At 56.0% G+C, this 22,408-nt stretch carries 23 protein-coding genes; 13 read left to right on the top strand and 10 right to left on the bottom strand.

The annotated features are described in order from the left end of the window. The first annotated feature begins 21 nt into the window (after positions 1-21). The 5 genes from JRC49_07015 to JRC49_06995 all read left to right on the top strand — a co-directional run bounded on the left by JRC49_07015 (position 22) and on the right by JRC49_06995 (position 5,945). Positions 22-1,281 carry a saccharopine dehydrogenase family protein gene (locus JRC49_07015; protein ID QTE72546.1) on the top strand — a complete coding sequence of 420 codons (1,260 nt, stop codon included), beginning with the start codon at positions 22-24 and terminating at the stop codon, positions 1,279-1,281. Then, positions 1,281-2,483 (top strand): carboxynorspermidine decarboxylase, encoded by a 1,203-nt coding sequence (gene nspC, locus JRC49_07010; GenBank protein ID QTE72545.1) that lies wholly within the window; start codon positions 1,281-1,283, stop codon positions 2,481-2,483. The genes JRC49_07015 and nspC overlap by 1 nt, the downstream gene beginning before the upstream one ends. Positions 2,484-2,603: 120 nt before the next feature. Then, positions 2,604-4,307, top strand: coding sequence for a M3 family oligoendopeptidase (locus JRC49_07005; protein QTE72827.1), 1,704 nt, complete (start codon positions 2,604-2,606; stop codon positions 4,305-4,307). A 24-nt stretch (positions 4,308-4,331) separates the two neighbouring features. Then, on the top strand, positions 4,332-4,727 hold the full coding sequence (locus JRC49_07000) for a (deoxy)nucleoside triphosphate pyrophosphohydrolase (protein ID QTE72544.1): 396 nt from the start codon (positions 4,332-4,334) through the stop codon (positions 4,725-4,727). Between the two features lie 45 nt (positions 4,728-4,772). Continuing rightward, positions 4,773-5,945: a GNAT family N-acetyltransferase gene (locus JRC49_06995; protein QTE72543.1), complete on the top strand. Its 1,173-nt coding sequence runs from the start codon at positions 4,773-4,775 to the stop codon at positions 5,943-5,945. Between the two features lie 10 nt (positions 5,946-5,955). Here JRC49_06995 and JRC49_06990 read toward each other — a convergent pair whose 3' ends face one another. Next, on the bottom strand, positions 5,956-6,450 hold the full coding sequence (locus tag JRC49_06990) for a DNA-deoxyinosine glycosylase (protein ID QTE72542.1): 495 nt from the start codon (positions 6,448-6,450) through the stop codon (positions 5,956-5,958). Positions 6,451-6,606: 156 nt separating this feature from the next. Here JRC49_06990 and JRC49_06985 point away from each other — a divergent pair, with 156 nt between their 5' ends. Beyond that, complete coding sequence (locus JRC49_06985) at positions 6,607-7,206, top strand: uracil-DNA glycosylase (protein ID QTE72541.1); 600 nt, start codon at positions 6,607-6,609, stop codon at positions 7,204-7,206. Positions 7,207-7,226: 20 nt separating this feature from the next. Here JRC49_06985 and JRC49_06980 read toward each other — a convergent pair whose 3' ends face one another. From JRC49_06980 to JRC49_06965, 4 genes are all read right to left on the bottom strand, one after another. Beyond that, positions 7,227-8,012, bottom strand: a complete 786-nt coding sequence (locus JRC49_06980; protein QTE72540.1) for an ABC transporter permease subunit — start codon at positions 8,010-8,012, stop codon at positions 7,227-7,229. Further along, positions 8,009-8,914: an ABC transporter ATP-binding protein gene (locus JRC49_06975; GenBank protein ID QTE72539.1), complete on the bottom strand. Its 906-nt coding sequence runs from the start codon at positions 8,912-8,914 to the stop codon at positions 8,009-8,011. The genes JRC49_06980 and JRC49_06975 overlap by 4 nt, the downstream gene beginning before the upstream one ends. Before the next feature lie 36 nt (positions 8,915-8,950). Next, entirely contained in the window at positions 8,951-9,562 is a 612-nt protein-coding gene (locus tag JRC49_06970; protein ID QTE72538.1) for a TetR/AcrR family transcriptional regulator, read from the bottom strand. A gap of 235 nt (positions 9,563-9,797) precedes the next feature. Then, positions 9,798-10,358, bottom strand: a complete 561-nt coding sequence (locus JRC49_06965) for an NUDIX hydrolase (GenBank protein QTE72537.1) — start codon at positions 10,356-10,358, stop codon at positions 9,798-9,800. A 165-nt stretch (positions 10,359-10,523) separates the two neighbouring features. Here JRC49_06965 and JRC49_06960 point away from each other — a divergent pair, with 165 nt between their 5' ends. The 4 genes from JRC49_06960 (at position 10,524) to JRC49_06945 (ending at position 14,380) form a co-directional block, all read left to right on the top strand. Then, entirely contained in the window at positions 10,524-11,756 is a 1,233-nt protein-coding gene (locus JRC49_06960) for an SGNH/GDSL hydrolase family protein (protein ID QTE72536.1), read from the top strand. 22 nt (positions 11,757-11,778) lie between these two features. After that, positions 11,779-13,386 carry an alpha-L-arabinofuranosidase gene (locus JRC49_06955; GenBank protein QTE72535.1) on the top strand — a complete coding sequence of 536 codons (1,608 nt, stop codon included), beginning with the start codon at positions 11,779-11,781 and terminating at the stop codon, positions 13,384-13,386. Positions 13,387-13,393: 7 nt separating this feature from the next. Continuing rightward, positions 13,394-13,582: a hypothetical protein gene (locus JRC49_06950; protein QTE72534.1), complete on the top strand. Its 189-nt coding sequence runs from the start codon at positions 13,394-13,396 to the stop codon at positions 13,580-13,582. A gap of 87 nt (positions 13,583-13,669) precedes the next feature. Further along, positions 13,670-14,380 carry a GGDEF domain-containing protein gene (locus JRC49_06945; GenBank protein ID QTE72533.1) on the top strand — a complete coding sequence of 237 codons (711 nt, stop codon included), beginning with the start codon at positions 13,670-13,672 and terminating at the stop codon, positions 14,378-14,380. Between the two features lie 26 nt (positions 14,381-14,406). Here JRC49_06945 and JRC49_06940 read toward each other — a convergent pair whose 3' ends face one another. The 4 genes from JRC49_06940 to JRC49_06925 all read right to left on the bottom strand — a co-directional run bounded on the left by JRC49_06940 (position 14,407) and on the right by JRC49_06925 (position 18,001). Beyond that, positions 14,407-15,339, bottom strand: coding sequence for an HD domain-containing protein (locus tag JRC49_06940; protein ID QTE72532.1), 933 nt, complete (start codon positions 15,337-15,339; stop codon positions 14,407-14,409). A 135-nt stretch (positions 15,340-15,474) separates the two neighbouring features. After that, positions 15,475-15,834, bottom strand: a complete 360-nt coding sequence (locus JRC49_06935) for a winged helix-turn-helix transcriptional regulator (GenBank protein ID QTE72531.1) — start codon at positions 15,832-15,834, stop codon at positions 15,475-15,477. Between the two features lie 19 nt (positions 15,835-15,853). Then, positions 15,854-17,740: a cadmium-translocating P-type ATPase gene (gene cadA, locus JRC49_06930; GenBank protein ID QTE72530.1), complete on the bottom strand. Its 1,887-nt coding sequence runs from the start codon at positions 17,738-17,740 to the stop codon at positions 15,854-15,856. Between the two features lie 42 nt (positions 17,741-17,782). Then, positions 17,783-18,001: a heavy-metal-associated domain-containing protein gene (locus JRC49_06925; GenBank protein QTE72529.1), complete on the bottom strand. Its 219-nt coding sequence runs from the start codon at positions 17,999-18,001 to the stop codon at positions 17,783-17,785. A 482-nt stretch (positions 18,002-18,483) separates the two neighbouring features. Between JRC49_06925 and JRC49_06920 the strand changes: the two genes are divergently transcribed. The 3 genes from JRC49_06920 to JRC49_06910 all read left to right on the top strand — a co-directional run bounded on the left by JRC49_06920 (position 18,484) and on the right by JRC49_06910 (position 21,202). Continuing rightward, on the top strand, positions 18,484-19,335 hold the full coding sequence (locus JRC49_06920; GenBank protein ID QTE72528.1) for a hypothetical protein: 852 nt from the start codon (positions 18,484-18,486) through the stop codon (positions 19,333-19,335). A 128-nt stretch (positions 19,336-19,463) separates the two neighbouring features. Then, entirely contained in the window at positions 19,464-20,492 is a 1,029-nt protein-coding gene (locus tag JRC49_06915) for an ATP-binding cassette domain-containing protein (GenBank protein QTE72527.1), read from the top strand. Continuing rightward, a complete protein-coding gene (locus JRC49_06910) occupies positions 20,489-21,202 on the top strand; it encodes an ABC transporter permease (GenBank protein QTE72526.1) in 714 nt (237 codons plus the stop codon). Before JRC49_06915 ends, JRC49_06910 begins: the two co-directional genes overlap by 4 nt. A gap of 50 nt (positions 21,203-21,252) precedes the next feature. On the opposite strand, the gene JRC49_06905 is transcribed toward JRC49_06910, so the two are convergent. Continuing rightward, on the bottom strand, positions 21,253-22,272 hold the full coding sequence (locus JRC49_06905) for a 2-dehydropantoate 2-reductase (GenBank protein ID QTE72525.1): 1,020 nt from the start codon (positions 22,270-22,272) through the stop codon (positions 21,253-21,255). Between the last annotated feature and the right edge of the window lie 136 nt (positions 22,273-22,408).

Below are 22,408 nucleotides of genomic sequence, written 5' to 3'. Positions count from 1 at the left end.
CCAAAACAGGAGGATACAGAAATGAGCAGAGTATTGGTAATCGGATGCGGCGGGGTGGCCAATGTGGCGATCCGGAAGTGCTGCCAGGCAGACGACGTGTTTACGGAAATGTGCATTGCCAGCCGGACGAAGTCCAAGTGCGACGACCTGGCGAAGGCGCTGGAAGGCAAAACCGCCACAAAGATCACAACCGCGCAGGTGGACGCGGACGACGTGGAACAGCTGAAGAAACTGATCACGGATTATCAGCCTGACCTGGTGATGAATATTGCCCTGCCGTACCAGGACCTGACCATCATGGACGCATGCCTGGCTTGCGGCGTGAACTATATGGATACCGCGAACTACGAGCCCGAAGACACGGACGATCCGGAATGGCGGGCGATCTACGAAAAGCGGTGCAAAGAACAGGGTTTTTCCGCCTACTTCGACTACAGCTGGCAGTGGGCTTACCGGGAAAAGTTTGAGAAAGCCGGCCTAACCGCCCTGCTGGGCTGCGGCTTTGACCCCGGCGTGACTCAGGCATACTGTGCCTACGCGAAAAAGCATGAGTTTGACACCATTGACACCATTGATATCCTGGACTGCAACGGCGGCGATCACGGCTATCCCTTTGCCACCAACTTCAACCCGGAGGTTAACCTGCGGGAGGTTTCCGCACCCGGAAGCTATATGGAGAACGGCAAGTGGGTGGAGATTCCCGCGATGAGCATCAAACGGGAATACAACTTCGAGGACGTGGGTCAGAAGGATATGTACCTGCTGCATCATGAGGAGATCGAATCTCTGGCCCAGAACATTCCGGAGGTGAAGCGGATCCGCTTCTTCATGACCTTCGGCCAGAGCTACCTGACCCATATGCGCTGCCTGGAGAACGTGGGCATGCTGTCCACTACTCCCGTGATGTTTGAGGGACACGAGATCGTGCCGATCAAGTTCCTGAAGGCGCTGCTGCCCGATCCGGCCAGCCTGGGTCCGAGAACCCACGGCAAGACCAATATCGGCTGCATCTTCACCGGCAAAAAGGACGGCAAGGAAAAAACCTACTACATCTACAACGTATGCGACCATCAGGAATGCTACCGTGAGGTGGAAAGCCAGGCGATCAGCTATACCACGGGTGTTCCGGCAATGTGCGGCGCCATGATGCTGCTGACCGGCAAGTGGAACAAGCCCGGTGTGTATACGGTGGAAGAGTTCGATCCCGATCCCTTCCTGGACGCGCTGGACCGCTACGGCCTGCCCCGCAGGGAGAACCATAATCCGGTTCTGGTGGACTGATGAAAAAGAGTGAAGTATTCAAAGGGCTTTCCGGCCGAAACGCGCCGGACTGCTTTGCCCCCCTCCGGACGCCATGCTATGTGATTGATGAAGAACGGCTGAAGGAAAACGGCAGGATCCTGGCCTCGGTGGCGGAACGCACCGGGTGCCGGATCCTGCTTGCCCAGAAAGCCTTCTCCAACTATGATTTCTATCCGCTCCTGGCTCCGTATCTTGCCGGAACTGAGGCCAGCGGCCTGTATGAGGCCCGGCTCGGCGCTGAGGAGATGCCTGGAAAAGAGGTGCACGTCTTCTGTGCCGCCTACCGGGAGGATGAATTCGAAGAGCTGCTGCGGTATGCGGACCATATCGTGTTCAATTCCGTGAACCAGCTGAAGCGGTTCGGGAAAAGGGCGAAAGACAGCGGAAAAAGCATCGGGCTGCGGATCAATCCGGAATGCTCCACCCAGGAGGGGCACGAAATCTACGATCCCTGCGCGAAGGGCAGCCGCCTGGGCGTGACGCGGGAAGCCTGGAACCGGGAAATGACGGAAGACCTGCTGGAAATGCTGGACGGCTTGCATTTCCATACGCTGTGTGAGCAGGATTCCGACGCCCTGGAAACGACCCTGGAGGCAGTGGAACGCGGCTTCGGCGACGTGCTGCCCCGGATGAAGTGGCTGAACATGGGCGGCGGGCATCATATTACCCGGGAAGATTATGACCTTCCGCGGCTGGAAAACCTGATCCGCCGGGCACAGGAACGGTGGCAGCTGCAGGTGTACCTGGAGCCGGGCGAAGCCGTGGCGCTGAACGCGGGTTACCTGGTTACCACGGTGCTGGACGTGACAGAGAACAGTGGAATCCGGACGGCTGTGCTGGATGTGAGCGCGGCCTGCCATATGCCGGACGTGATTGAAATGCCCTATATGCCGCCGCTGATGAACGGCGAAACGGAAGGGGAACTGAAGCATCCGTACCGGCTGGCGGGACCCACCTGCCTGGCGGGGGACGTGATCGGTGAATATGGCTTTGAAGCAGGGGTGAAACCGGGAGACCGGCTGGTGTTCGGAGATATGGCCATTTATACCACCTGCAAGAACAATACCTTTAACGGGATGCCGCTGCCGGACATTTACGGGATGGACCGGAACGGGCAGTTTATGAAACTGACCGCATTCGGCTACGCGGACTTCAAGGGCAGGCTCGGCAAAAACGGATAAAAGCCTGAAAAAGACGATTTCTCTGTATACAATCGCATAAACGAATTACAGATCATGGTTTTTATGATACAATCCGGGAGGATTCCCAATCCTCTACAGACTGAAGGAGTAAAAACCATGATTACTTTTCCTGAAATGCCCTATGAACGCCCGGATGCAGAACAGCTGAAAGAACAGTGGAAGAGCCTGACTGAACGCCTGAAGGCGGCGGCCACCTATGAGGAAGCAAAGGCGGTATTCCTGGAGAAGGATCAGATGGAACGCCATGTGGACACGATGGGCACACTGGCCAGCGTCCGTCATTCCATTGATACCCGGGACACCTTTTACGATGAAGAAAACAATTTCTGGAACCAGACCTGGCCGGAACTGCAGGAATATGACCAGGCATGGACAGCAGCCATGCTGGCTTCACCTTTCCGGGCGGACTTCGCCGCGGAATACGGCGACCTGATGTTTGTCAAGGCGGAGATGGACTTGAAAACCTTCTCCCCGGACATTATTCCGGAGCTGCAGCAGGAAAACGACCTGCGCAACGAATACCAGAAACTGATCGCTTCCGCCCAGATTCCCTTTGAGGGCGGGGTATATACCATTTCCCAGATGTCTCCCTTCAAGACCGACGCGGACGATGAGCGGCGGCTGGCTGCCTGGAAGGCTGAGGGACAGTGGTACAAGGATCACCAGGACAAGCTGGATGAAATCTATGATAAGCTGACGAAGCTGCGGGACGGCATGGGCCGGAAGATGGGCTATGAAGGCTTCACCCAGCTGGGATACTACCGCATGGGACGCAACTGCTATACCAAAGAGGATGTGGAAAAGTTCCGGGCGGCTGTGAGGACTTACCTGGTGCCCGTGGCGGACAGCATCTACCGGGCGCACGCAAAGCGCCTGTGCAAGGAATACCCCATGAGCTACGCTGACAATGCGCTGGAATTCCGCTCCGGCAATCCGAGACCCCAGGGGACAGCGGATGATATCCTGGCAGCCGGCAAAAAGTTCTATGACGAGCTTTCGCCGGAGACCAGCGCGTTCTTCCGGATGATGCTGGAAGGAAAGCTGATGGACGTGCTTTCCACCGAGGGCAAGGAAGGCGGCGGATACTGCACCGGCATTATGGACTACGGCGTGCCGTTTATCTTTGCCAATTTCAACGGAACCCAGCATGACGTGGAAGTGGTGACCCATGAAGCGGGCCACGCCTTCGCGGCATATATGAACAGGGACCGCGTGCCCATGGGCTACATCTGGCCCAGCATGGAATCCTGCGAGGTGCACTCCATGTCCATGGAATTCCTGGCCTGGCCCTGGGCGGAAAACTTCTTCGGGGATGATACCCGGAAGTTCCTCTACAGCCACCTGGCCGGCGCCCTGACCTTTATTCCCTACGGGACGATGGTGGACCATTTCCAGCACCTGGTGTATGAGAATCCGGGCTGGACGCCCCGTGAACGGCACAATGCCTGGAAGGAACTTTCTGCAATCTACACACCCTGGGCCCGGCTGGACGGGGACATTCCCTTCTACGGAGACGGAGAAGCCTGGCAGCGGCAGAGCCACATCTATGCCAGCCCGTTCTATTACATTGACTACTGCCTGGCACAGACTGTTTCGCTGGAAATCTGGGCGATGCTCCAGGAAAGCAGGGAGAAGGCCTGGAAGCACTATATGGCCTATACCAGGCAGGGCGGAAGCCGCACCTTTACCGAGCTGCTGGCGAATGCCGGACTGGTCAGCCCCTTTGATGAGGAGTGCCTGAAGACGGTCTGCAGCACAGCGAAGAACTGGCTGGAAAACTACGACATGACCGGAATTGAGTAAACAAGCAGAAGGCAGGATACAGGAATGAAAACCATTCAGGTGGTGGCAGCGCTGATCTTCCATGAGGGAAAGCTTTTTGCCACGCAGCGGGGATACGGCGCCTGGCGGGACTACTGGGAGTTTCCCGGCGGGAAAATCGAGCCCGGGGAAACGCCGGAGGAAGCATTGGTTCGGGAAATCCGGGAGGAATTGGACACCGGGATCACCGTGCTTTCCCACGTCTGTGACGTGGAGTACGACTATCCCGAGTTCCACCTTTCCATGCAGTGTTTCCGGTGCGAAATCACCTCCGGGGAACCGAAACTGCTGGAGCATGAAGCTGCAAAATGGCTGGGCAGGGAAGAACTGGACACGGTGGACTGGCTGCCCGCGGACTGGAATATCCTGCCGGATATAAAGGAAAACTGGCCGGCTGAATAAAAGACCGGCCTGGAATAAGAGAAACACACAACAGGAGAAAAAAGAATGGAAGTACGTCTACTGAAACCGGAAGAACATTTTGAGGCGAACCTGATTTCCACCGTGGCTTTCCATATGAAGATGGAAGATCCGGAGAAGAACCGGGAGGAGAGCCTGAAGAGCCAGGATGAGGACTGGGGTGCATTTTCCGAAGACGGAAAAGTGATGGCCCGGATTATCAATAACCACTATGAAACGCGCCTGGACGGGCAGCGGGTCCGGAACGGCGGAATCGGCGCTGTGTCCACGCTGCCGGAATACCGGAACACCGGCGCCGTGAAGGCGATCTTCGAAAAGCTGATTCCGGAAGCTTACCGGAACGGGGAGATTATCTCCGCCCTGTATCCCTTCAACCATGCGTTTTACCGTAAGTTCGGCTATGAAACCGTCCGGTGGCAGGATCATTACGAGTTTGTACCGGCCGTGCTGAGCGGCTACCGCTTTTCCGGGGACGCGGAACTGTGGAAGCCCGGTGATCCGGTAAGCGAGTATACAGCCCTGTACAACCGGTTTGCGGACAGCTTCAACCTGGCCATGTACCGGGATGACAAAATGATGCTGGATCTCATCAAGGGAGAATACTATAAGGACCGGAAGTTCTGCTACCTGCTTAAGGAAAACGGAAAAACCGTGGCTTACCTGATCTTCCAGGATGTGCGGAACGATCCGGCGGCGATCCTGACTGTGAAGGACATCGCCTGGGACGGCAAAGCCGGATTCTACGCGATCCTGGGCTTCCTGGCCCGTTTTACCGCGGACTACGGCACTATCCGGATGTTCCTGCCTTCCTGCCTGCAGCTGCTTTCCGTGATCCAGACGCCCCGGGCTTACGATATCCAGCAGACGGCTACCCAGAGTTATATGGTCCGGGCGATGAACGTGAAGCGGATTCTGGAAATTATCAAAAAACCGGATGACAGCCCATTTGTCATCCGGGTGGAAGGCGACGCGCAGATTTCTGAAAACAACGGAACCTGGAAGGTCTGCGGAAACAGCGTTGAACAGACAGAAGAGACGCCGAACCTGATGGTTTCCATCCAGGCCTTCGGCCAGATGGCGGTCGGCGCCGTGAACCTGGCTGAAGCAATGTACCGGCCTGACGTGACGGTGTCCGGCAACGAAGCCGTGCTCGAAAAGGTGTTTGTACGCAAGCCCATCCTGGTGGAGGATCATTTCTGATCCGGATGGATTATTCTTTCAGGACAGCCCAGGCGGCGGTCAGCTTTTCCAGCGACCACTGGGCGTTGGCCGGACTGGTGGAGGGAAGGCAGACGGCCTCCCTTCCCAGGGCGGGAAGAATATACCTGTTATACATTTCATGGGATTTCCGTCCGTTGCAGTAAATCCGCTCAATCGGACAGGAATCCAGGATGATCCTGAGATCATTGGCCCGGACCTCCCGGATGCTGGCATCCGAGGAACCGGTGATGACGCAGCTGGCGATGGAATCCCAGAGCGCCAGTCCATGACTCAGGATCAGTTCTTTTTTTTCGGGAATGGATGTCGGTACCGGCCGGTCAAACAGGGCGGCGATTACCTTCCAGAACCGGTTCTGCGGATGACCGTAGAAGAAGTTCTGCTCCCTGGATTTCACCGAAGGGAAAGACCCAAGGATCAGGATCCGGCTTTCCGGACAGAAAAGCGGCCCGAAGGGATGCTGGATTCTTTGCTCCTGTGCGCTCATCTGATGATATCCCCCTGTCTTTTTCTGGCAGGAAGAGTATAGCATACGGGAAGGATGTCAACAAGGAAGCCCCGGCGGGTGTCGCTTGTTGAGGCCTTTTTCCTGTGCTATACTTTGTACCATCAGAACACAAACCCGGAACAGGGAGGTTATATCATGCCGGAGATCACCTGGGAGCTTTTTGATAAGCAGGTGGCGGAATGCAGGCTCTGCCCCCTTTGCCAGCATATCCTGCACAAGGTTCCCGGACAGGGAGACCGGCAGTCCCCGCTGATGTTTATCGGAGAAGGCCCGGGACAGACAGAGGACGAGGAGGGGCTTGCCTTTGTCGGGGCAGCGGGACAGCTGCTGACAAAAATGCTGGAAGCGATCCAGCTGCCCCGGGACCGGGTATATATCTGCAATATTGTGAAATGCCGTCCGCCCCACAACCGGGTACCGACGCCGGAGGAGGCGGAAGCCTGCCGGATTCACCTGCGGATGCAGACCTGGCTGATCCGGCCGAAGGTGATCGTGCTGCTGGGCAGTACCGCAGCCCGGAACGTGCTGGATCCGGAAATCCGGATTACCCGGGAGCGGGGAAAATGGACGGAACGGAAGGGCGTGTGGATGATGCCGACCTATCATCCGTCGGCGCTGCTCCGGGATCCGGACAAGAAGAAGGAAGCCTGGGAGGATATGAAAAGCCTCCGGAACAAACTGATTGAACTGGGATTGTACCAGGATCTTTATTCCGGAGGGGAAAAGGAACTTTGATGATTGAGATATCCGGCGGATTACCGGATATCTTTTTGATTGTATTTCCAGTAAGCCAGGGCGACGCCAATGAGGGAAACCGCAAGGCCGATCAGCAGCTTGCAGCCGTCCAGGGCGCCTTTATTGAAAATCTCCGAGCCGTCGGCATAACCGAAGGGTGTGATGTATTTCAGCACGTCGGCCTTGCTGGTCAGGTTGCCGATGATATTCATGAAATACAGGGCGATGGCCAGTCCCAGCCCGATGCCGATGCCGCCCTTCCACAGGAAGGCGGAGATGCCGAAGCAGACACAGGCCAGTTCCACCTGCAGCAGGAAGTAGGCTGTATGAAGCAGCGTGATTTCCTTCCACGGAACAGGCTCGCCGATGACGGCGATGGAACCGACAGCCATGAGCCAGACGGCCCCATTCAGGATCAGGGTCTGGATCAGGACGGAGATGAGCTTGGCAGTGATGATTTCAGTGCGGCGCAGGGGATGTGTCAGCAGGAACTCCGCTGTGCCGTTCTTTTCTTCGTTTGCCAGGGCGGCAATGCCGATCAGTGCGGCAAACAGCGCGCCGCCGATGCCGAGGATGTTGCCGCATTCAATCCCGTAGAATCCCTTCAGGGAACCGAAGTCCAGCGTGTCCAGCCCGAAAGCGGAGGAGAACATGCCCATGGAGGAAAAGATGGAGCTGATGCTGTTCATCTGGCTCTTCATCTCGGGATACATAAACAGGCAGATGACGATAAACGCGCCGATGGACAGGGTCCAGATCAGAAGCGCTTTCCAGGCCTGCTTCAGTTCATGACGGATCAGGGTCATACCTGGTCACCGCCTTTCTCATAAAAATGGAGGACAATTTCTTCCAGATCCGGCTCCGCAACAGTCAGCTCGCGGATATCTGCGGCGGCCAGCGTACGGACCAGCTGATTCATATCCCCGTTGTAGAGGAAGCTGACCGCGCCGTCCGCTTCCTTCCAGTCCCGGGCTTCAGGCAGGGCGTCCGGTTTCAGGCTGCCCCGAAGGGTAACGCGGCGGGCACCGGTTTTGGCCAGCTTTTCCACGCTGTCGCAGGCGATAATCTTTCCCTCGCGGATAACAGCCGCCCGGCTGCAGTAACGCTGTATTTCAGACAGGATATGGCTGGAAAGGAATACGGTGGCTCCCTTCCGGTTATGCTCCTGGAGAATGCTGAAGAATTCGTGCTGCATCAGGGGATCCAGGCCGCCGGTAGGCTCGTCCAGGATCAGCAGCTCCGGATCGTGCTGCAGAGCGCAGACGATGCCGACTTTTTTCCGGTTGCCGAAGGACAGGTCTTCCACCTTCCTGTCCCGATCCAGCTGCAAGCGTTCACAAAGTTCCGCCGATGCGGCGCTGCAGTCTTTCCGGCGCAGATCCGCGGACAGTTTCAGCATATCCCGGACCTTCATGCCGTTATAGAAGGCGGTATCTGAGGGCAGGTATCCGACCCGTTCCAGAATGGCTTTTTTGTTCTTCACAATATCCATACCGAAAACCCGGCCTTTGCCGGCAGTCGGCGAAATCAGGCCCAGCAGGGTGCGGATGGTGGTGGATTTCCCGGCACCGTTGGGTCCGATGAACCCGAAGAATTCACCGGGGGCTACTTCCAGATTCAACCCGTCAATACCCCGGGCTTTGCCGTAAAACTTTGTCAGGTTTTCGGCGAAGATCGCTTTGTTTTCCAAGTGACTCCCTCTTTTCATACGGTTCATCCGGCTGATTGCAGCCTGAAACCGTGTTTAATCCTTTTTCTTGTAATTGTTTTTCCAGAAAGCCATCAGCTTCCGGAAATCCTTTTCAACCCGGTCAATGTCCAGATCGCCGGCCTGCAGCATTTCCCAGAGGTATCCTTCCGCGGCCCAGTACATTTCACGGTACATCATCGGAATATCCAGCCCGGGGACAAACTGGTCCGGTTCCAGATTGAGCCGGATCCGGTCAACCTTCAGGTTGAAATGCCGGTGATAGCTTTCCTGGATCTCTGAGCATACTTCCGGATCTTTTTCATAAAATGCTTTCACGGTGAAATTGCTCATATCCGGGTACAGCCGCATGATTTCCAGTTTGGCAATGGTTCCCAGTTCCATGGCGTCAAACAGGTCCGTCCGGTCATAGCAGCCGAAACGGGTCATGTACTCAATGGTGGTTTCGGCGCTTGTTTCCCAGAGATACAGGTACAGCTCCTTCTTGTTGTGAAAATAATGGAACAGCAGGGCTTTGCTGATACCTGCCGCCTCCGCGATCTCACTCATAGGGCTGTTCTTGTAGGCGTTCCGGGAAAAGACCCGGTATCCCGCATTCAGGATCGCCTGCTGCTTTTCCGCTGGCAGGGAAAAGAACTTTTCATTCATGGATGGTGCACCTCCGTTGACCGATCCGGTCAATGGCATCATAATTCCGTTGACCGATTTTGAGAAGACCCCTTTTTTCTTTTTTCTCCCGGAGAAACACCTCTTTCGGATAGTTCTTACAGGATTGATTTTACTTGCGTTTCGGCCTGGAAACAGAGTTGATCGGAAAGAAAAAACCGTTCTATCCTTCCAAATCCGGAAAAATAGAACGGTTCTTTAATGATGATATCCGGGGTTATGCCTGTTTTGACAGCAGCCAGGCCAGCGCGTGGACGGCCTGCGGGAAGCTGCCGCCTGCAAGCATGGCGTCAATTTCTTCTGCGGAATGCTTCAGCACATTGATCCGCTCCATCTCGTCCAGTTCCTGGACGGAGGTTTTCCGGCAGTTTTCAGCGGCAAAAAGCCAGGCGTAGTTATCGCAGATGGTGGCGTTGGCCGGGATCGTCAGCAGCGGGCGCCAGTGATCGGATTCATAGCCGGTTTCTTCCCGGAGCTCTCTTTTGGCGGCGCGCAGGGCGGCTTCCGCGGGATCCTCTCCATCCTTCTGTTCAATGGCACCGGCGGGGAACTCAGTGGTGACCTCCCTGATGCCGTGCCTGAACTGGCGGACGCACAGGAACTGTCCTTCCTCATCCGAGGCGACAATCACGACGTAGTTCCGGCGGGTAAAACTGTAATAAGGCTGGAAAATCCGGCCGTCTGGGGAACGGTAGGCGGATTTGCGGAAGTCAATCCACTCGTCCTGGACGATATGCTCTGTGGAGACTTCCTCCCAGGTAAGGTTTTCTTTTTCCATTATACGGGTCCTTTCTGTATCAACCGGCGGGGCTTGGGTACCACGCCGCAGTACATTGTAACGATGTTGCCGGAAATCCGCAAGGGGGAGCAAGATTGGTGCTTGACGCGCCTGACGGGCGCAGGTATGCTATGAACAAAGCATCTGAAACGGGGAGCCGGAGAGATGAAAGTGAAAAGATGGGCGGCGGCGCTGGCGGTGCTGGTGCTGCTGTGGACCAATACCGCATGGGGAGAAACAAAGAAAACAATGTTTGAAAAGGAATGGTACCTCCAGGCGCTGAAGGATTCCGTCATGAGCACGGGAAACAACGCTAGGCTGAAGAATGTCATCGCCCGGGCACAGCGCGGTGAGGTAGTCACGCTGGCCACCATCGGCGGATCCATTACGGAAGGCGCGGGAGCCGGCACTTATCAGGACTGCTGGGCAGCCCGGTTCCACGACAGGTTTAAGAAGGCCTACGGCGCAGAGGACGGCTCCAATGTGTGCTTTGTCAACGCGGGTGTGGGCGGAACGCCTTCTCCCTTTGGTTATATGCGTTATCAGCGGGAGATTGTGAACCGGGTACCGGGTACGGACGCGGACGGACTGCCGGATATCGTGGTGATTGAGTTTTCCGTGAATGACTGGCAGGAGCCGACCGGGCACCGGTGCTTTGAATCCATGGTGAAGGAAATCCTGGACGCGCCGAATGAGCCGACGGTGATCCTGCTGTTTGCGGTGTTCCGGAACGGGTTCAACCTGCAGGATGAACTGAAGAAGATCGGGAAGAACTATGACCTGATGATGGTTTCCATCAAGGACGGATTCTACGCCCACATCGGCAAGAAACTGACGCCGGAAGGCTTCTTTGCCGACGAATACCATCCGACCTCCCTGGGACACCGGATCATGACAGACTGCCTGATGCAGGCAGTGGAGGAGGCGGCAGGAGCGAAAACGGATGAAGCTCCGAATCTGGATGTGAAGCCGGTATACGGAACGGACTTCATGGGCCTGAAGACGATTTTCGGTGAAACGGAAACGGATGAGTTCATTGTGGAACGGAACGGTTTCCCGGGATCGGATTCTTCCAGTTACCGCAACCAGCCGATCGGTCAGGTCTGCGGGAAGAATTTCTATCATGATGTGAAGGATCCGATGGATCCGCTGACAGTAAAGGGTGTTTTCCGGAAATGCCTGGTTGCCTGGAAAGCTACCAACAACAAGGATTTCGGCACGGCGGAGATCCTGATCGACGGCAAGGTGGTCCGGAAGGTCCGGGGCGGCAATGATAAATGGGGCCAGAGCGAAGTAGCGCTGGTTCTGGATGGAAAAGAGGCCGCGGAGCATACGCTGGAAATCAGGGTGACGGAAGAAGGAAAGAAATTCACCGTTACAGCCATCAGCCTGCAATAATAAACAAAGGGAGACAGAAGAAATGAAAAAGGCCGGGATAACACTTCATCCGGAATTTAAAATCGGGGAAATATCCGGACGGCTGTTCGGCGCGTTTCTGGAACCGATCGGATCCATGGTCAACGGCAGTATGTATAACCCGAAGCATCCCGAGGCGGATGAACAGGGACTGCGGAAGGATTTCTACGAAGCGCTGAAGGAAACCGGGCTTCCGGCGGTGCGCCTGCCGGGCGGAAACTTTGTATCCGGCTGGCAGTGGAAGGATTCCATCGGCCCGAAAGAACAGCGGAAAACCCATCTGGACATGGCGTGGTTCCAGTATATTCCCAACGACGTGGGCCATGACGAGTACCTGCAGTGGGCGGAAAAGGCCGGAACGGAAGCAATCTATACCGTGAACCTGGGAACGGGGACGCTGCAGGACGCGGCGGACTGCGTGGAATATACCAACTTCCAGGGCGGAACCTGGTGGTCAGATCTGAGGAAGAAAAACGGCCACGCGGAGCCTTACAAGGTCAAGACCTGGTGCCTGGGCAACGAGATGGACGGACCGTGGCAGATCGCGTCCTGGGAAAAGGATCCCCGGGGCTACGGCGTGCTGGCGCATGAAACCAGCAAGGCCATGAAATGGGTGGATCCGTCTATTGAGACCATTGCCTGTGTATCCAGTTCTCCCTTCCTGAATCATTATCCGGACTGGGACCTGCAGGTGCTGGAACAGTGCTACGCGGCGGTGGATTATATCTCCCTGCATCATTACCATCCGGCTCCTCCGGAAATGCCGCAGGCGCTGCTGGCAGGATACCAGGCGTTTGAGGATTATATCCGTACGGAGATCGCCCTGTGCGATTTTGTGAAGACGAAGATCCGCTCCCCGCGGAAGATGATGCTGGCCCTGGATGAATACGGCAGCATGATCCGGCCGAAGGGAGAAATGCACCTGGGCCTGGCGGGACGGCAGAACGCGGACATGTTCGGCGTCTTTGTGCCCGGCAGGACCTATGTCCGGCATGATCCGGACGACTGGTCCACCCTCCGGAATCCGCCGAGGGACCATGAAATGCTCCAGACGCTGGGTATGGCCAGCACTATGCTGGTGATGCTGCGCCACGCGGACCGGATCAAGATCGGCTGCGCCACCGGCGGCCTCGGCGCACTGTGCGTAACGGACCGGGAGCATGTGTGGAAGGGTGCGGCCCATTATCCCTTTACCCAGATGATCCGCTGGGCGAAAGGCGTATCCCTGCAGTGTGAGGTCAGCTGTGATACCTATGACGTTCCGGGATATGCCATTGACGATATGAACCAGTATGGAGGCTTTACCGGCGTACAAACGGTGCAGGCGGCCGCGGCGCTGAACGAGGAAGCCGGGGAACTGACCGTGTTTGTGATCAACGGCGATCCGGCGGAGGAACAGGAACTGAAGCTGGACGTGCGCGGCTTTGAAGGCTGGAAGCTGGCGGAACACATTGAAATGTTCGCGGAGGATGAGCACGCGGCTAATACCTGGGATCACCCTGACCGGATCCTGCCCCGCAGGAATGAAGATACCCGGGCGGAAAAGGGAATTCTCACCGCAGTATTAAAGAAGGAATCCTGGAATGTATTCCGGTTTAAGTCGCAGGCTTAAATCGGAAATGAAATATCAGCCTGCGGCTGATGTGAAATATTCGACTTTGTCGAATATGAAATGTGCTTCACACATGAAATATCAGAGCGCCGGGTTACAGCCCGGACGCTCTGATGTGATGATTTGTTTTGCTGCATTTGACGGAATGCAAGGAAAATCCGGAAAGTTTTTCCGGATTTTTTGTTTTGGGTATTGACAGAAAAAGAATGATGTGATACATATTAGCAAACAGATATTATTTTAGAAATAATATCACAGAAAATTACCAAAAGGAGAATATAACATGGCAGCGAAGAACGAAAAGGTGAGACCGATTACCGCGGAAGAACATAAGGCACTGGGACGGATCCACGCGGAAAAGAAGATTTCAGCGGTGAACGATGCACTGCAGTTCCCGGTCGGAGACGCTTTTGACGAGGAACTGACCGGGATCCTGAATTCGGACGCGGAAGCGAACGGCGAAGTGGTGGCCATTGCCCTGATTGACTGTGACCGGTTTGACCATATCAACAAGGACTTCAGCCGGGAAACAGGAGACCAGATCCTGATCGAGGCAGGGAAATATATCCGGGACAACCTGCCGGAGGGCGCGAAGGTTTTCCGGATCGGCGGGGACGAATTCGGCGTCATCTTCCGGGGAACGCTGGAGAGGGAGGAAATCTTCCTGCTGCTGAACGACCTGAAGAACAACTACAGCGTAAAAACGCCGGACGGGGAACGGCAGACCATCACCATCGGCATGGCGACGGCATTTGAGGACGCCAGCCGTTGCGCGGAACTGATCCGGAAGGCGGACGGCGCGCTTTACCGGGCAAAGGTTGCCGGTGGTAACAAGGTGACCATGGCCAAGGAAGAAAAAATGGTGCCCAAGACCAGCCATTTCACCCAGGACCAGCTGCAGCGGCTGGCCAAGCTGGCGAAGCGGGAAGGCGTCGGGGAAGCCATCCTGCTGCGGGAAGGACTGGATCTGCTGCTGAAAAAATATGATATCTGAAGAAAGATAAACGAAAAGATCAGGCCTCAGGCCTGATCTTTTTTATGCTTCCGGGAAACATTATATTTGTCATCATTCTCCGGGAACCGGATAGTCGGCATGTCGGCCTCCTTGGCAGCGATCATGGCATCCCTTTCCAGGTCCGCCACCAGCGCCCGGTTGCGCCGGGCTGCATCGCCTGTTTCTTTTGCTTCCATTGCTTTTCTTACAGGAGCAGGGACGGCAGGTGCCGGTACAGGAGCCTCAAATTCCCCGTCAGCCTTCCATGCAGCACGGTCAGGCCTGCGGATCGCCACTTTCGTGCGGGGCTTCGCCGGGGCAGCTTTGGACTGTGCTTCGGGTTTACGGACCGGTTTTGGCGGACTGCTCTTTCCCGCTTTGTTTTCCTTCGTGAGCGGCTTTTCTGTCTCCATCTTCACCAGGGTATCCGCAAGGATTTCTTTCCGCAGGTTCATCAGCCAGTCGGAGAAGACCACGGTATCAAAGGCGTAGGTTTTGTTCAGCTCATACTCATTGTCCGACCAGGTGTTCAAGGGAGATTCATTATGCTGGATTAAAGCCTCCAGCTTGTCCATGGCTTTATAGACTTTGGATTCCATGGTCTCCTGGGCGTCCATTTCCCGGTACAGGGCAGCCAGGTCGGCGGACACTTCCGCCGGCAGGGATTTCACCCACTGATCCAGCAGCGAATCCTCGGTTTCCCTGTCCGCACTGGTCTTCAGGAAGGTCGGGATATCCCCGGTAAAGCATTCCCCCAGATCGTGGATCAGGCACATATCCACTACTTTATCCATATCGAGCTCCGGAAACTCGTGCCGGAGCAGGAATGCCATCAGGGAGATCCTCCAGCTGTGCTCGGCAACACTTTCCGTTCTTCCCTTCGACGTGGTGCAGTGCCGCGGGGTATCCTTCAGCCGTTCGGCCATATGCAGAATATCCAGAAATTCTCTCGCGTTCATCTTTTTCTCCTGCCGGGTTTTGTGCGTCTGTAAGCTGACGCCATTATACGACAGATCAGGCCAAACCGCTACAGCATTTTATGCGAAAGGGGACGGTTCTGAACCGTCCCCTCATATCTTTTCGCTTATTCAGGATTAATCCGGGCAGGCGATCTCCGCTACATGTTCGATGACGTGATGCAGTTCGGCAGCTTGCACATTGTCCGCGGCACGGTAATAGACTTCCTTGCCTTCCCGGCGGCTGACGATGAGCCCGCAGGCTTTGAGCAGCTTCAGGTGGTGGGAAAGGGCGGGGCTGGACATGTTCATCATCACAGACAGGTTCAGCACGCATTCCTCGCAGTGGCAGAGCAGCCAGAAAAGCCGGACACGGGTCGGGTCGCCCAGCAGCTTGAAGAGCTCGGCGGTGGCGCCGAAAGCTTCCGGGGCAGGCATATGATCGAACTGCTCTTCGATCCCGCAATGGTGGTCATGGGGCAGCTTTTTCTCTTCCATGTCGCATTCTCCTTCCGTGTTACAGGTTCCGGACAAACAGGGCGCGGATGGCATTGAGCACAGCCAGGATCATCACGCCCACGTCGGCAAAGACAGCCAGCCACATATTGGCGATACCCAGCGCTCCGAGTACCAGGCAGGCGAGCTTGATGCCCAGGGCGAAAATGATGTTTTCCCGGACGATGCCCATGCACTTGCGGGCAATCCGGATGGCTTTGGAAACCTTCAGGGGATCATCGTCCATGAGGACAACGTCCGCGGCTTCAATGGCGGCGTCCGAGCCCATGGCGCCCATGGCGATTCCCAGGTCCGCCCGGCTGAGTACCGGTGCGTCATTGATGCCGTCACCCACAAAGGCCAGGGTTTCACCGGGCTTCTTTGCACTGAGCAGTTCCTCTACCTTTTCCACCTTGTCACCCGGTAGCAGGTCGCTGTGGACCCGGTCGATGCCCAGGGCTTCCGCAACCTGGGCGGCAGCGGAAGGACCGTCGCCGGTCAGCATGACCGTGGAACGGACGCCGGCCCGTTTCAGGGCGGCAATGGCGTCTGCGGCATCGGGTTTGATAACGTCAGAAATGACGATGTGTCCCGCGTACGCATTGCCAATTGCCATGTGGACGATGGTGCCGGCGCTGTGGCATTCAATGGGTTCGATACCCAGATGGCGCATAAGCCGGCTGTTTCCGGCAGCCACCTGGCGGCCGTCAATCTCCACGACAACGCCGTTCCCGCCGATCTCCTCCACTTTGCCTACCCGGGACAGGTCGATGGGTTTGCCCCAGGCCTTCCGGATGCTGACGGCGATGGGATGGGAAGAGGCGCTTTCCGCCAGGGCGGCGTATTCCAGCATGGTTTCCCGGTCCAGCTCACTGTGATGGATGTCCACCACGTCGAAGACGCCCATGGTCAGGGTGCCGGTTTTGTCAAAGACCACCGTTCCGGTGCTGGCCAGCGCCTCCAGGTAATTGGAGCCCTTGACCAGGATGCCGGCCTTACCCGCGCCGCCGATACCGGCGAAGAAGCTCAGCGGGATGCTGATGACCAGCGCGCAGGGACAGCTGATAACCAGGAAGGTCAGGGCGCGGTAAATCCAGTTGCCCCATTCCGGTGACTGTCCGATGACCAGACGAACCAGGGGAGGAAGCAGCGCCAGCGCAAGCGCGCTGAAGACGACCACCGGAGTGTAATACCGGGCGAAACGAGCAATGAAGTTCTCGGAGCGGGACTTGCGGGAGGAGGCGTTCTCCACCAGGTCCAGCACCTTGCTGACGGTGGATTCCCCGAAGACCTTGGTGGTCCGGATGCGCAGCAGGCCGCTCATGTTGATGCAGCCGCTGATGACTTCATCTCCCGGCTTCACATCCCGGGGAACGCTTTCCCCGGTCAGGGCGCTGGTGTTCAGGCTGGATTCTCCATCCTCCACAATGCCGTCCAGCGGGATCTTTTCCCCGGGATTCACCGTGATGACGGTGCCGATTTCCACCTCGTCCGGATCCACCTTTACCAGTTGTCCGTCCTGCTCAACGTTGGCGTAATCCGGCCGGATGTCCATCAGCTCGCTGATATTCCGGCGGCTTTTGCCTACGGCATAGCTCTGGAACAGTTCGCCGATCTGGTAAAACAGCATTACGGCGACGGCCTCGTCATAATCGCCGGTTTTCAGCAGGCCGATGGCCAAGGCGCCGAGGGTGGCCACGGCCATGAGAAAGTTTTCATCGAAAACCTGGCGGTTCAGGATGCCCTTCCAGGCCTTTCGCAGGATATCATAGCCGATGATAAAGTAGGGAATCAGCCAGAGCAGGAACAGCGGAATTCCGGAAACCGGCAGCGGCACAAACCGAAGGACCAGCATCAGTGCTGCGGCGATGAGAATCCGGATCAGCATCTTCTTCTGCTTTTTTGTCATATGTCCGCTCCTTTACCCGGATGGTTTACCGGGGTGTATCCATTAAAGGTAGATTTCGCAATCCTCTTCCACCTTTTTGCAGGCGGAAAGCACATTCTTCATAACGGCAGAGGCCTCGGTGCCTTCGTCAAATTCAACAATCATTTTCTGGGCCATGAAGTTGACGGTGACTTCTTTTACACCGGCGGTGTTCCGGGCAGCATCTTCCATCTTATTGGCGCAGTTTGCGCAGTCCACTTCGATTTTATAGGTCTTTTTCATGATCAAGGCACCTCACTTTCATTACGATTAAACAATCGTTTAATCGTTTAACTGAATAATAGCAGAAGAAATGGAGACTGTCAACAGGGAAGCATTAACTGGTTAAGAATGGGCAAGTACAATTTGCAATCCCCACATTTTTACACAAATTCAGCACAATACTGCATATGTCATGACACAATATAAAAAAGATCGTCGGTTGATTGAACACAAAACGACACATAATCCCCACTTTAAGAGAAAAACAGGTTATAAGGATCAATCTTGTATACAGTATATATTATAGATTCAGCCTATAACAACGTATTGTTTACAGGTATTGGACAGGGGAAAATCCGGCGGCTATAATACGTACCATCAACGAACGAGGGAGGGAGACGCTGTGAAAGGAAAAACAACCTGGCGGGACGATCGAATGTGCCGATGTTGCCTGAATCGAATGCGTCGCCCCGATTAAACTGATTGAAACTATGTTTTGAAATATGAAAGGAGATACTCCCATGAAAAAGATCATTGCTCTGCTGGTTGCCCTGGTACTGACCCTGTCCCTGACTGCCGCTTTCGCCGACGGTATCAAGATTGCCGTTCCCAATGACGCTACCAACGAAGGCCGTGCCCTCCTGCTGCTGCAGGCATACGGACTGCTGAAGGTTGACGAAAACGCCGGTATCACCGCAACGGTGAAAGATATTACCGAGAATCCCCTGAACATCGAGTTTGTCGAAGTGGAAGCCGCGCTGGTTCCCAACGCCCTGCCCGATGTGGACTACGCCATCATCAACGGCAACTATGCCCTGGCTGCCGAACTGCCTGCCGCCCTGCTGTATGAGAATGCCGAATCCCCTTACGTGAACGTGATCAGCGTGAACGAAGCGGACAAGGACAGCGACAAGGCTAAGGCCCTGGCTGCTGCAGCGCTGAGCCAGAAGGTTGTGGACTACTTCGCTTCCTATGAAGGCCAGGCCATCTCCGTGGTGGAGAATCCCACCGACGGTTTCGATGCCACCGTGGACTACGACGCACTGAAGGGCGAGACCATCAAAGTGGTTGCCACGCTGGATCCCCACTCCTTTGTGCTGGCGATTGTCAAGGACATCCTGGCTGAGAAGGAAATCAACGTGGAAGTGACCGTGGTGGATGACTATGTGACTCCCAACACCGCTGTGAACGACGGAGACGCTTTCGCGAACTTCTTCGCCCATCAGCCCTACCAGGATGACTTCAACGCCAACAACGGCACCAACCTGGTGACCATCGCCGGTGTTCATGTGGAGCCCATGGGCCTCTATGCCGGACAGCAGGCTGACCTGGCTGCGCTGGGACTGGCTGAATAATCTTCAGGCTTTGAAGACAAAGGCATCCGGGAAAACCCCGGATGCCTTTTCCATCGGAAAAAGGGATTGCGCTTTGAAGCGGTTTCTTACTATAATAGGTTGTATTTCGGGAAGACGGAGGCTTTGACATGATTGAGCTGAAGAATCTGTCCAAGCAGTTTGAGACGATGGATGGGTCTGTGGACGCGCTGCGCCACATCAACCTGACGATCCAGGACGGGGATATCTACGGGATCATCGGCATGAGCGGCGCCGGTAAGAGTACGCTGGTACGGTGCATCAACATGCTGGAGAGACCCACGGAGGGTTCTGTGCTGGTAAACGGCAAGGATATCGGCGCACTGAAACAGAAGGACCTGCGTGCCATGCGGCGGAAGATCACCATGATCTTCCAGGGCTTTAACCTGCTGATGCAGCGGACCTGCCTGAAGAACGTGATGCTGCCCCTCCGGCTTGGCGGAATTGACCGGAAGACGGCGGAAGCAAAAGCACGGGAATTGCTGGCACTGGTGGACCTGCCGGATAAGGCCAACAGCTATCCGGCCCAGCTGTCCGGCGGCCAGCAGCAGCGTGTGGCCATCGCCCGTGCGCTGGCGACGGAACCGGATGTGCTCCTGTGCGACGAGGCGACATCCGCGCTGGATCCGAAAACAACGCATTCCATCCTGGAGCTGATCCGGGATATCAATAAAAAACTGGGGATCACCGTGATCGTTATTACCCACCAGATGAGCGTTGTACAGGAGGTCTGCAACCGTGTGGCAATCCTGGAAAACGGCGAAGTGGTGGAGGAAGGCGGCGTGGCGGAGGTCTTCTCCAATCCCCGTGCCAACGCGACCCGGAACCTGATCTATCCGGAAAGCGCGGACGGCGGTTCTGTTTTCCCGGAAGGCGGACAGCGTATACGGGTGATTTTCAACGGCGCTGTGGCGTCCCGGGAGCCCCTGATCGCAAAGATGGCAATAGACTGCGGCATTATGGCAAGTATTCTCGGCGCTTCCACCCGTTCGGTGGGAGACCGTGCCTACGGCTATATGCTGCTGGATATTCCAGGCTCACCGGAGAACCTGGCCAAAGCAGTTACCTACCTGAGCGCCACACCGGATATTACCGTACAGGTTGAAGCGGAATACGCCGCGAAGGAGGTGGAAGCATGAATAACTTTGCCAATGCTTTTACCCCGGAACGCCTGCAGGAAGCCTGGGAATGCCTGCAGAACGAATTCCCCTTTGCTATCTGGGAAACCCTTTATTCCACCCTGCTTGCCACACTTTTTGCCGTGATCATCGGCCTGCCGCTGGGTGTGCTGCTTGTGACAGGCGAAAAGAAGGGCATCCGGCCCCTGCCGGCCTCACTGATGGGATTCCTGAACGTGCTGATTAACCTGCTGCGTTCCATTCCGTTCATTATCCTGATGGTGATGATTATTCCGCTGACTCGTGTGATCGTCGGAACTTCTCTGGGTACGGTGGCTTCCATTGTCCCGCTGACCATTGCCGCGTTCCCGTTCATTGCGCGACTGGTGGAATCCAGCCTGCGTGAAGTGAATCCCAACATTATTGAGACGGCCCAGTCCATGGGCGCGTCCCCCATGCAGATCGTCCTGCATGTGATGCTGCCGGAAAGCGTCCCCAGCCTGGTGACCAATATCACGCTGGCGATTACAACCATCATGGGCTATACGGCCATGTCCGGCGCGGTAGGCGGCGGCGGTCTCGGTAAGCTGGCCCTGGCCTACGGATACCAGCGGTACCGTTACGCGGTACTGTACCTGGCGGTGATCGTGCTGGTGGTGATTACCCAGATCATCCAGTCTTCCGGAACCTGGCTGGCCGCACGGCTGGACAAACGGCTGAAGAACAAGTAAAAAAGAACCGGAGCAGTGTAAACTGCTCCGGTTTTATGATGATGCCGGGATCAGAGATTCGGGCACATTTCCAGTTCCTTCAGGTTTTCCCTGGAGGGCTTTCTTTTGCCTTCCTGGATTTCATGGATGATCTTTACGATCCGGTCGTTGAGCGGGGTGGGAATGCCTTCCAGGCTGCCTTTTTCACAGACCACACCGTTGATGGCGTCGATTTCGCAGGGCTTATGCTTCTTCAGGTCCTGCAGCATGGAGGGCTCGATGGCGGCATGCTTCTTCATGGCAATGGGCATGATCAGCTTGGCCAGCATTTTCTTGAAGGGATTGGACCAGTAGAAGAGGCTGACGAGATCCTTGCCCTGGACCGGGGCAAAAGTGACGCCGGCGGCACGGCCCACGTCGATCACTTCCTTCATGCAGGAGGCCGCGAGGTTCCGGGCTTCCGGATCCTTTGCCACATCCCCGAAGGTTCCGCCCATGACGGTGCCCAGGCCGGAGAAGGTGGCGTTGATCAGCAGTTTGGACCAGCGGGCGCCGGGGAGGTTGTTTTCAATGACCACGGGGCACATTTTCTCGAGCACGGATTTGACTTGCTCCAGCTTGTTATCCGGAATGCCGGGCATGCTGCCCATATGGAAGGAAAGGCTTTCAGGATCGGAGGTCAGCCGGCTGCTGCCGGGGGCGGTCATGGTGGCACCCCATTCCACGGTGACGCCGATGGTATGTTCAGGACCAACGATTTCCGCGATGCTGTCCTCGGGAATGCCGTTCTGCATGGTGACGATGACGCCGTCCCCGGCCAGGTAGTTTTTCAGGAACGCGACGGTTTCGTGGTTATTCAGCTGCTTGGTCATGAGGAAAATGATATCGTATTTGCCGGTCATATCCTCCGGCAGGAGGGCGTTGACCGGAACGGTCATATCAACGGTTCCCGTGATGTGGGCGCCGGATCGGTTCAGGGCGTCCACATGGGCGTGATTCCGGTTGATCAGGTCAACCGGGACGCCCTCCCGGGTCAGATAGGCTCCCATCACCGTTCCCAGGGAACCGGCTCCGTATATTGCAGTCCGCATTTGTATTGTTCACTCCTTACATCGGTGCGTTTTTGCGCACACGGGTGCCATTATAGCACAAAACAGGATGCAGACAAGAACGAAAAATGTTTTCTCTCCGGAATCAAAGATTCTGACAAATCCGTTTGTTCGCCTT

It is taken from the genome of Clostridiales bacterium FE2011, from assembly GCA_017569305.1.
Lineage (GTDB): Bacteria > Bacillota > Clostridia > Christensenellales > Aristaeellaceae > Aristaeella.
The sequence above is the reverse complement of the archived record's forward strand: the minus strand, read 5'-3'. Positions and strand labels throughout refer to the sequence as shown.

Bases quoted from the DNA above. Each gene is read 5' to 3' on its own strand.
- JRC49_06995 (QTE72543.1), top strand. From the start codon at position 4,773: ATGGAAGTACGTCTACTGAAACCGGAAGAACATTTTGAGGCGAACCTG.
- cadA (QTE72530.1), bottom strand. From the start codon at position 17,740: ATGACAAAAAAGCAGAAGAAGATGCTGATCCGGATTCTCATCGCCGCA.
- JRC49_06935 (QTE72531.1), bottom strand. From the start codon at position 15,834: ATGGAAGAGAAAAAGCTGCCCCATGACCACCATTGCGGGATCGAAGAG.
- JRC49_06950 (QTE72534.1), top strand. From the start codon at position 13,394: ATGAAATATCAGCCTGCGGCTGATGTGAAATATTCGACTTTGTCGAAT.
- JRC49_06945 (QTE72533.1), top strand. From the start codon at position 13,670: ATGGCAGCGAAGAACGAAAAGGTGAGACCGATTACCGCGGAAGAACAT.
- JRC49_07000 (QTE72544.1), top strand. From the start codon at position 4,332: ATGAAAACCATTCAGGTGGTGGCAGCGCTGATCTTCCATGAGGGAAAG.
- JRC49_07015 (QTE72546.1), top strand. From the start codon at position 22: ATGAGCAGAGTATTGGTAATCGGATGCGGCGGGGTGGCCAATGTGGCG.
- JRC49_06975 (QTE72539.1), bottom strand. From the start codon at position 8,914: ATGAAAAGAGGGAGTCACTTGGAAAACAAAGCGATCTTCGCCGAAAAC.
- JRC49_06980 (QTE72540.1), bottom strand. From the start codon at position 8,012: ATGACCCTGATCCGTCATGAACTGAAGCAGGCCTGGAAAGCGCTTCTG.
- JRC49_06970 (QTE72538.1), bottom strand. From the start codon at position 9,562: ATGAATGAAAAGTTCTTTTCCCTGCCAGCGGAAAAGCAGCAGGCGATC.
- JRC49_06965 (QTE72537.1), bottom strand. From the start codon at position 10,358: ATGGAAAAAGAAAACCTTACCTGGGAGGAAGTCTCCACAGAGCATATC.
- JRC49_06955 (QTE72535.1), top strand. From the start codon at position 11,779: ATGAAAAAGGCCGGGATAACACTTCATCCGGAATTTAAAATCGGGGAA.
- JRC49_06940 (QTE72532.1), bottom strand. From the start codon at position 15,339: ATGAACGCGAGAGAATTTCTGGATATTCTGCATATGGCCGAACGGCTG.
- JRC49_06910 (QTE72526.1), top strand. From the start codon at position 20,489: ATGAATAACTTTGCCAATGCTTTTACCCCGGAACGCCTGCAGGAAGCC.
- JRC49_06920 (QTE72528.1), top strand. From the start codon at position 18,484: ATGAAAGGAGATACTCCCATGAAAAAGATCATTGCTCTGCTGGTTGCC.
- JRC49_06925 (QTE72529.1), bottom strand. From the start codon at position 18,001: ATGAAAAAGACCTATAAAATCGAAGTGGACTGCGCAAACTGCGCCAAT.
- nspC (QTE72545.1), top strand. From the start codon at position 1,281: ATGAAAAAGAGTGAAGTATTCAAAGGGCTTTCCGGCCGAAACGCGCCG.
- JRC49_06985 (QTE72541.1), top strand. From the start codon at position 6,607: ATGCCGGAGATCACCTGGGAGCTTTTTGATAAGCAGGTGGCGGAATGC.
- JRC49_06990 (QTE72542.1), bottom strand. From the start codon at position 6,450: ATGAGCGCACAGGAGCAAAGAATCCAGCATCCCTTCGGGCCGCTTTTC.
- JRC49_06960 (QTE72536.1), top strand. From the start codon at position 10,524: ATGAAAGTGAAAAGATGGGCGGCGGCGCTGGCGGTGCTGGTGCTGCTG.
- JRC49_06905 (QTE72525.1), bottom strand. From the start codon at position 22,272: ATGCGGACTGCAATATACGGAGCCGGTTCCCTGGGAACGGTGATGGGA.
- JRC49_06915 (QTE72527.1), top strand. From the start codon at position 19,464: ATGATTGAGCTGAAGAATCTGTCCAAGCAGTTTGAGACGATGGATGGG.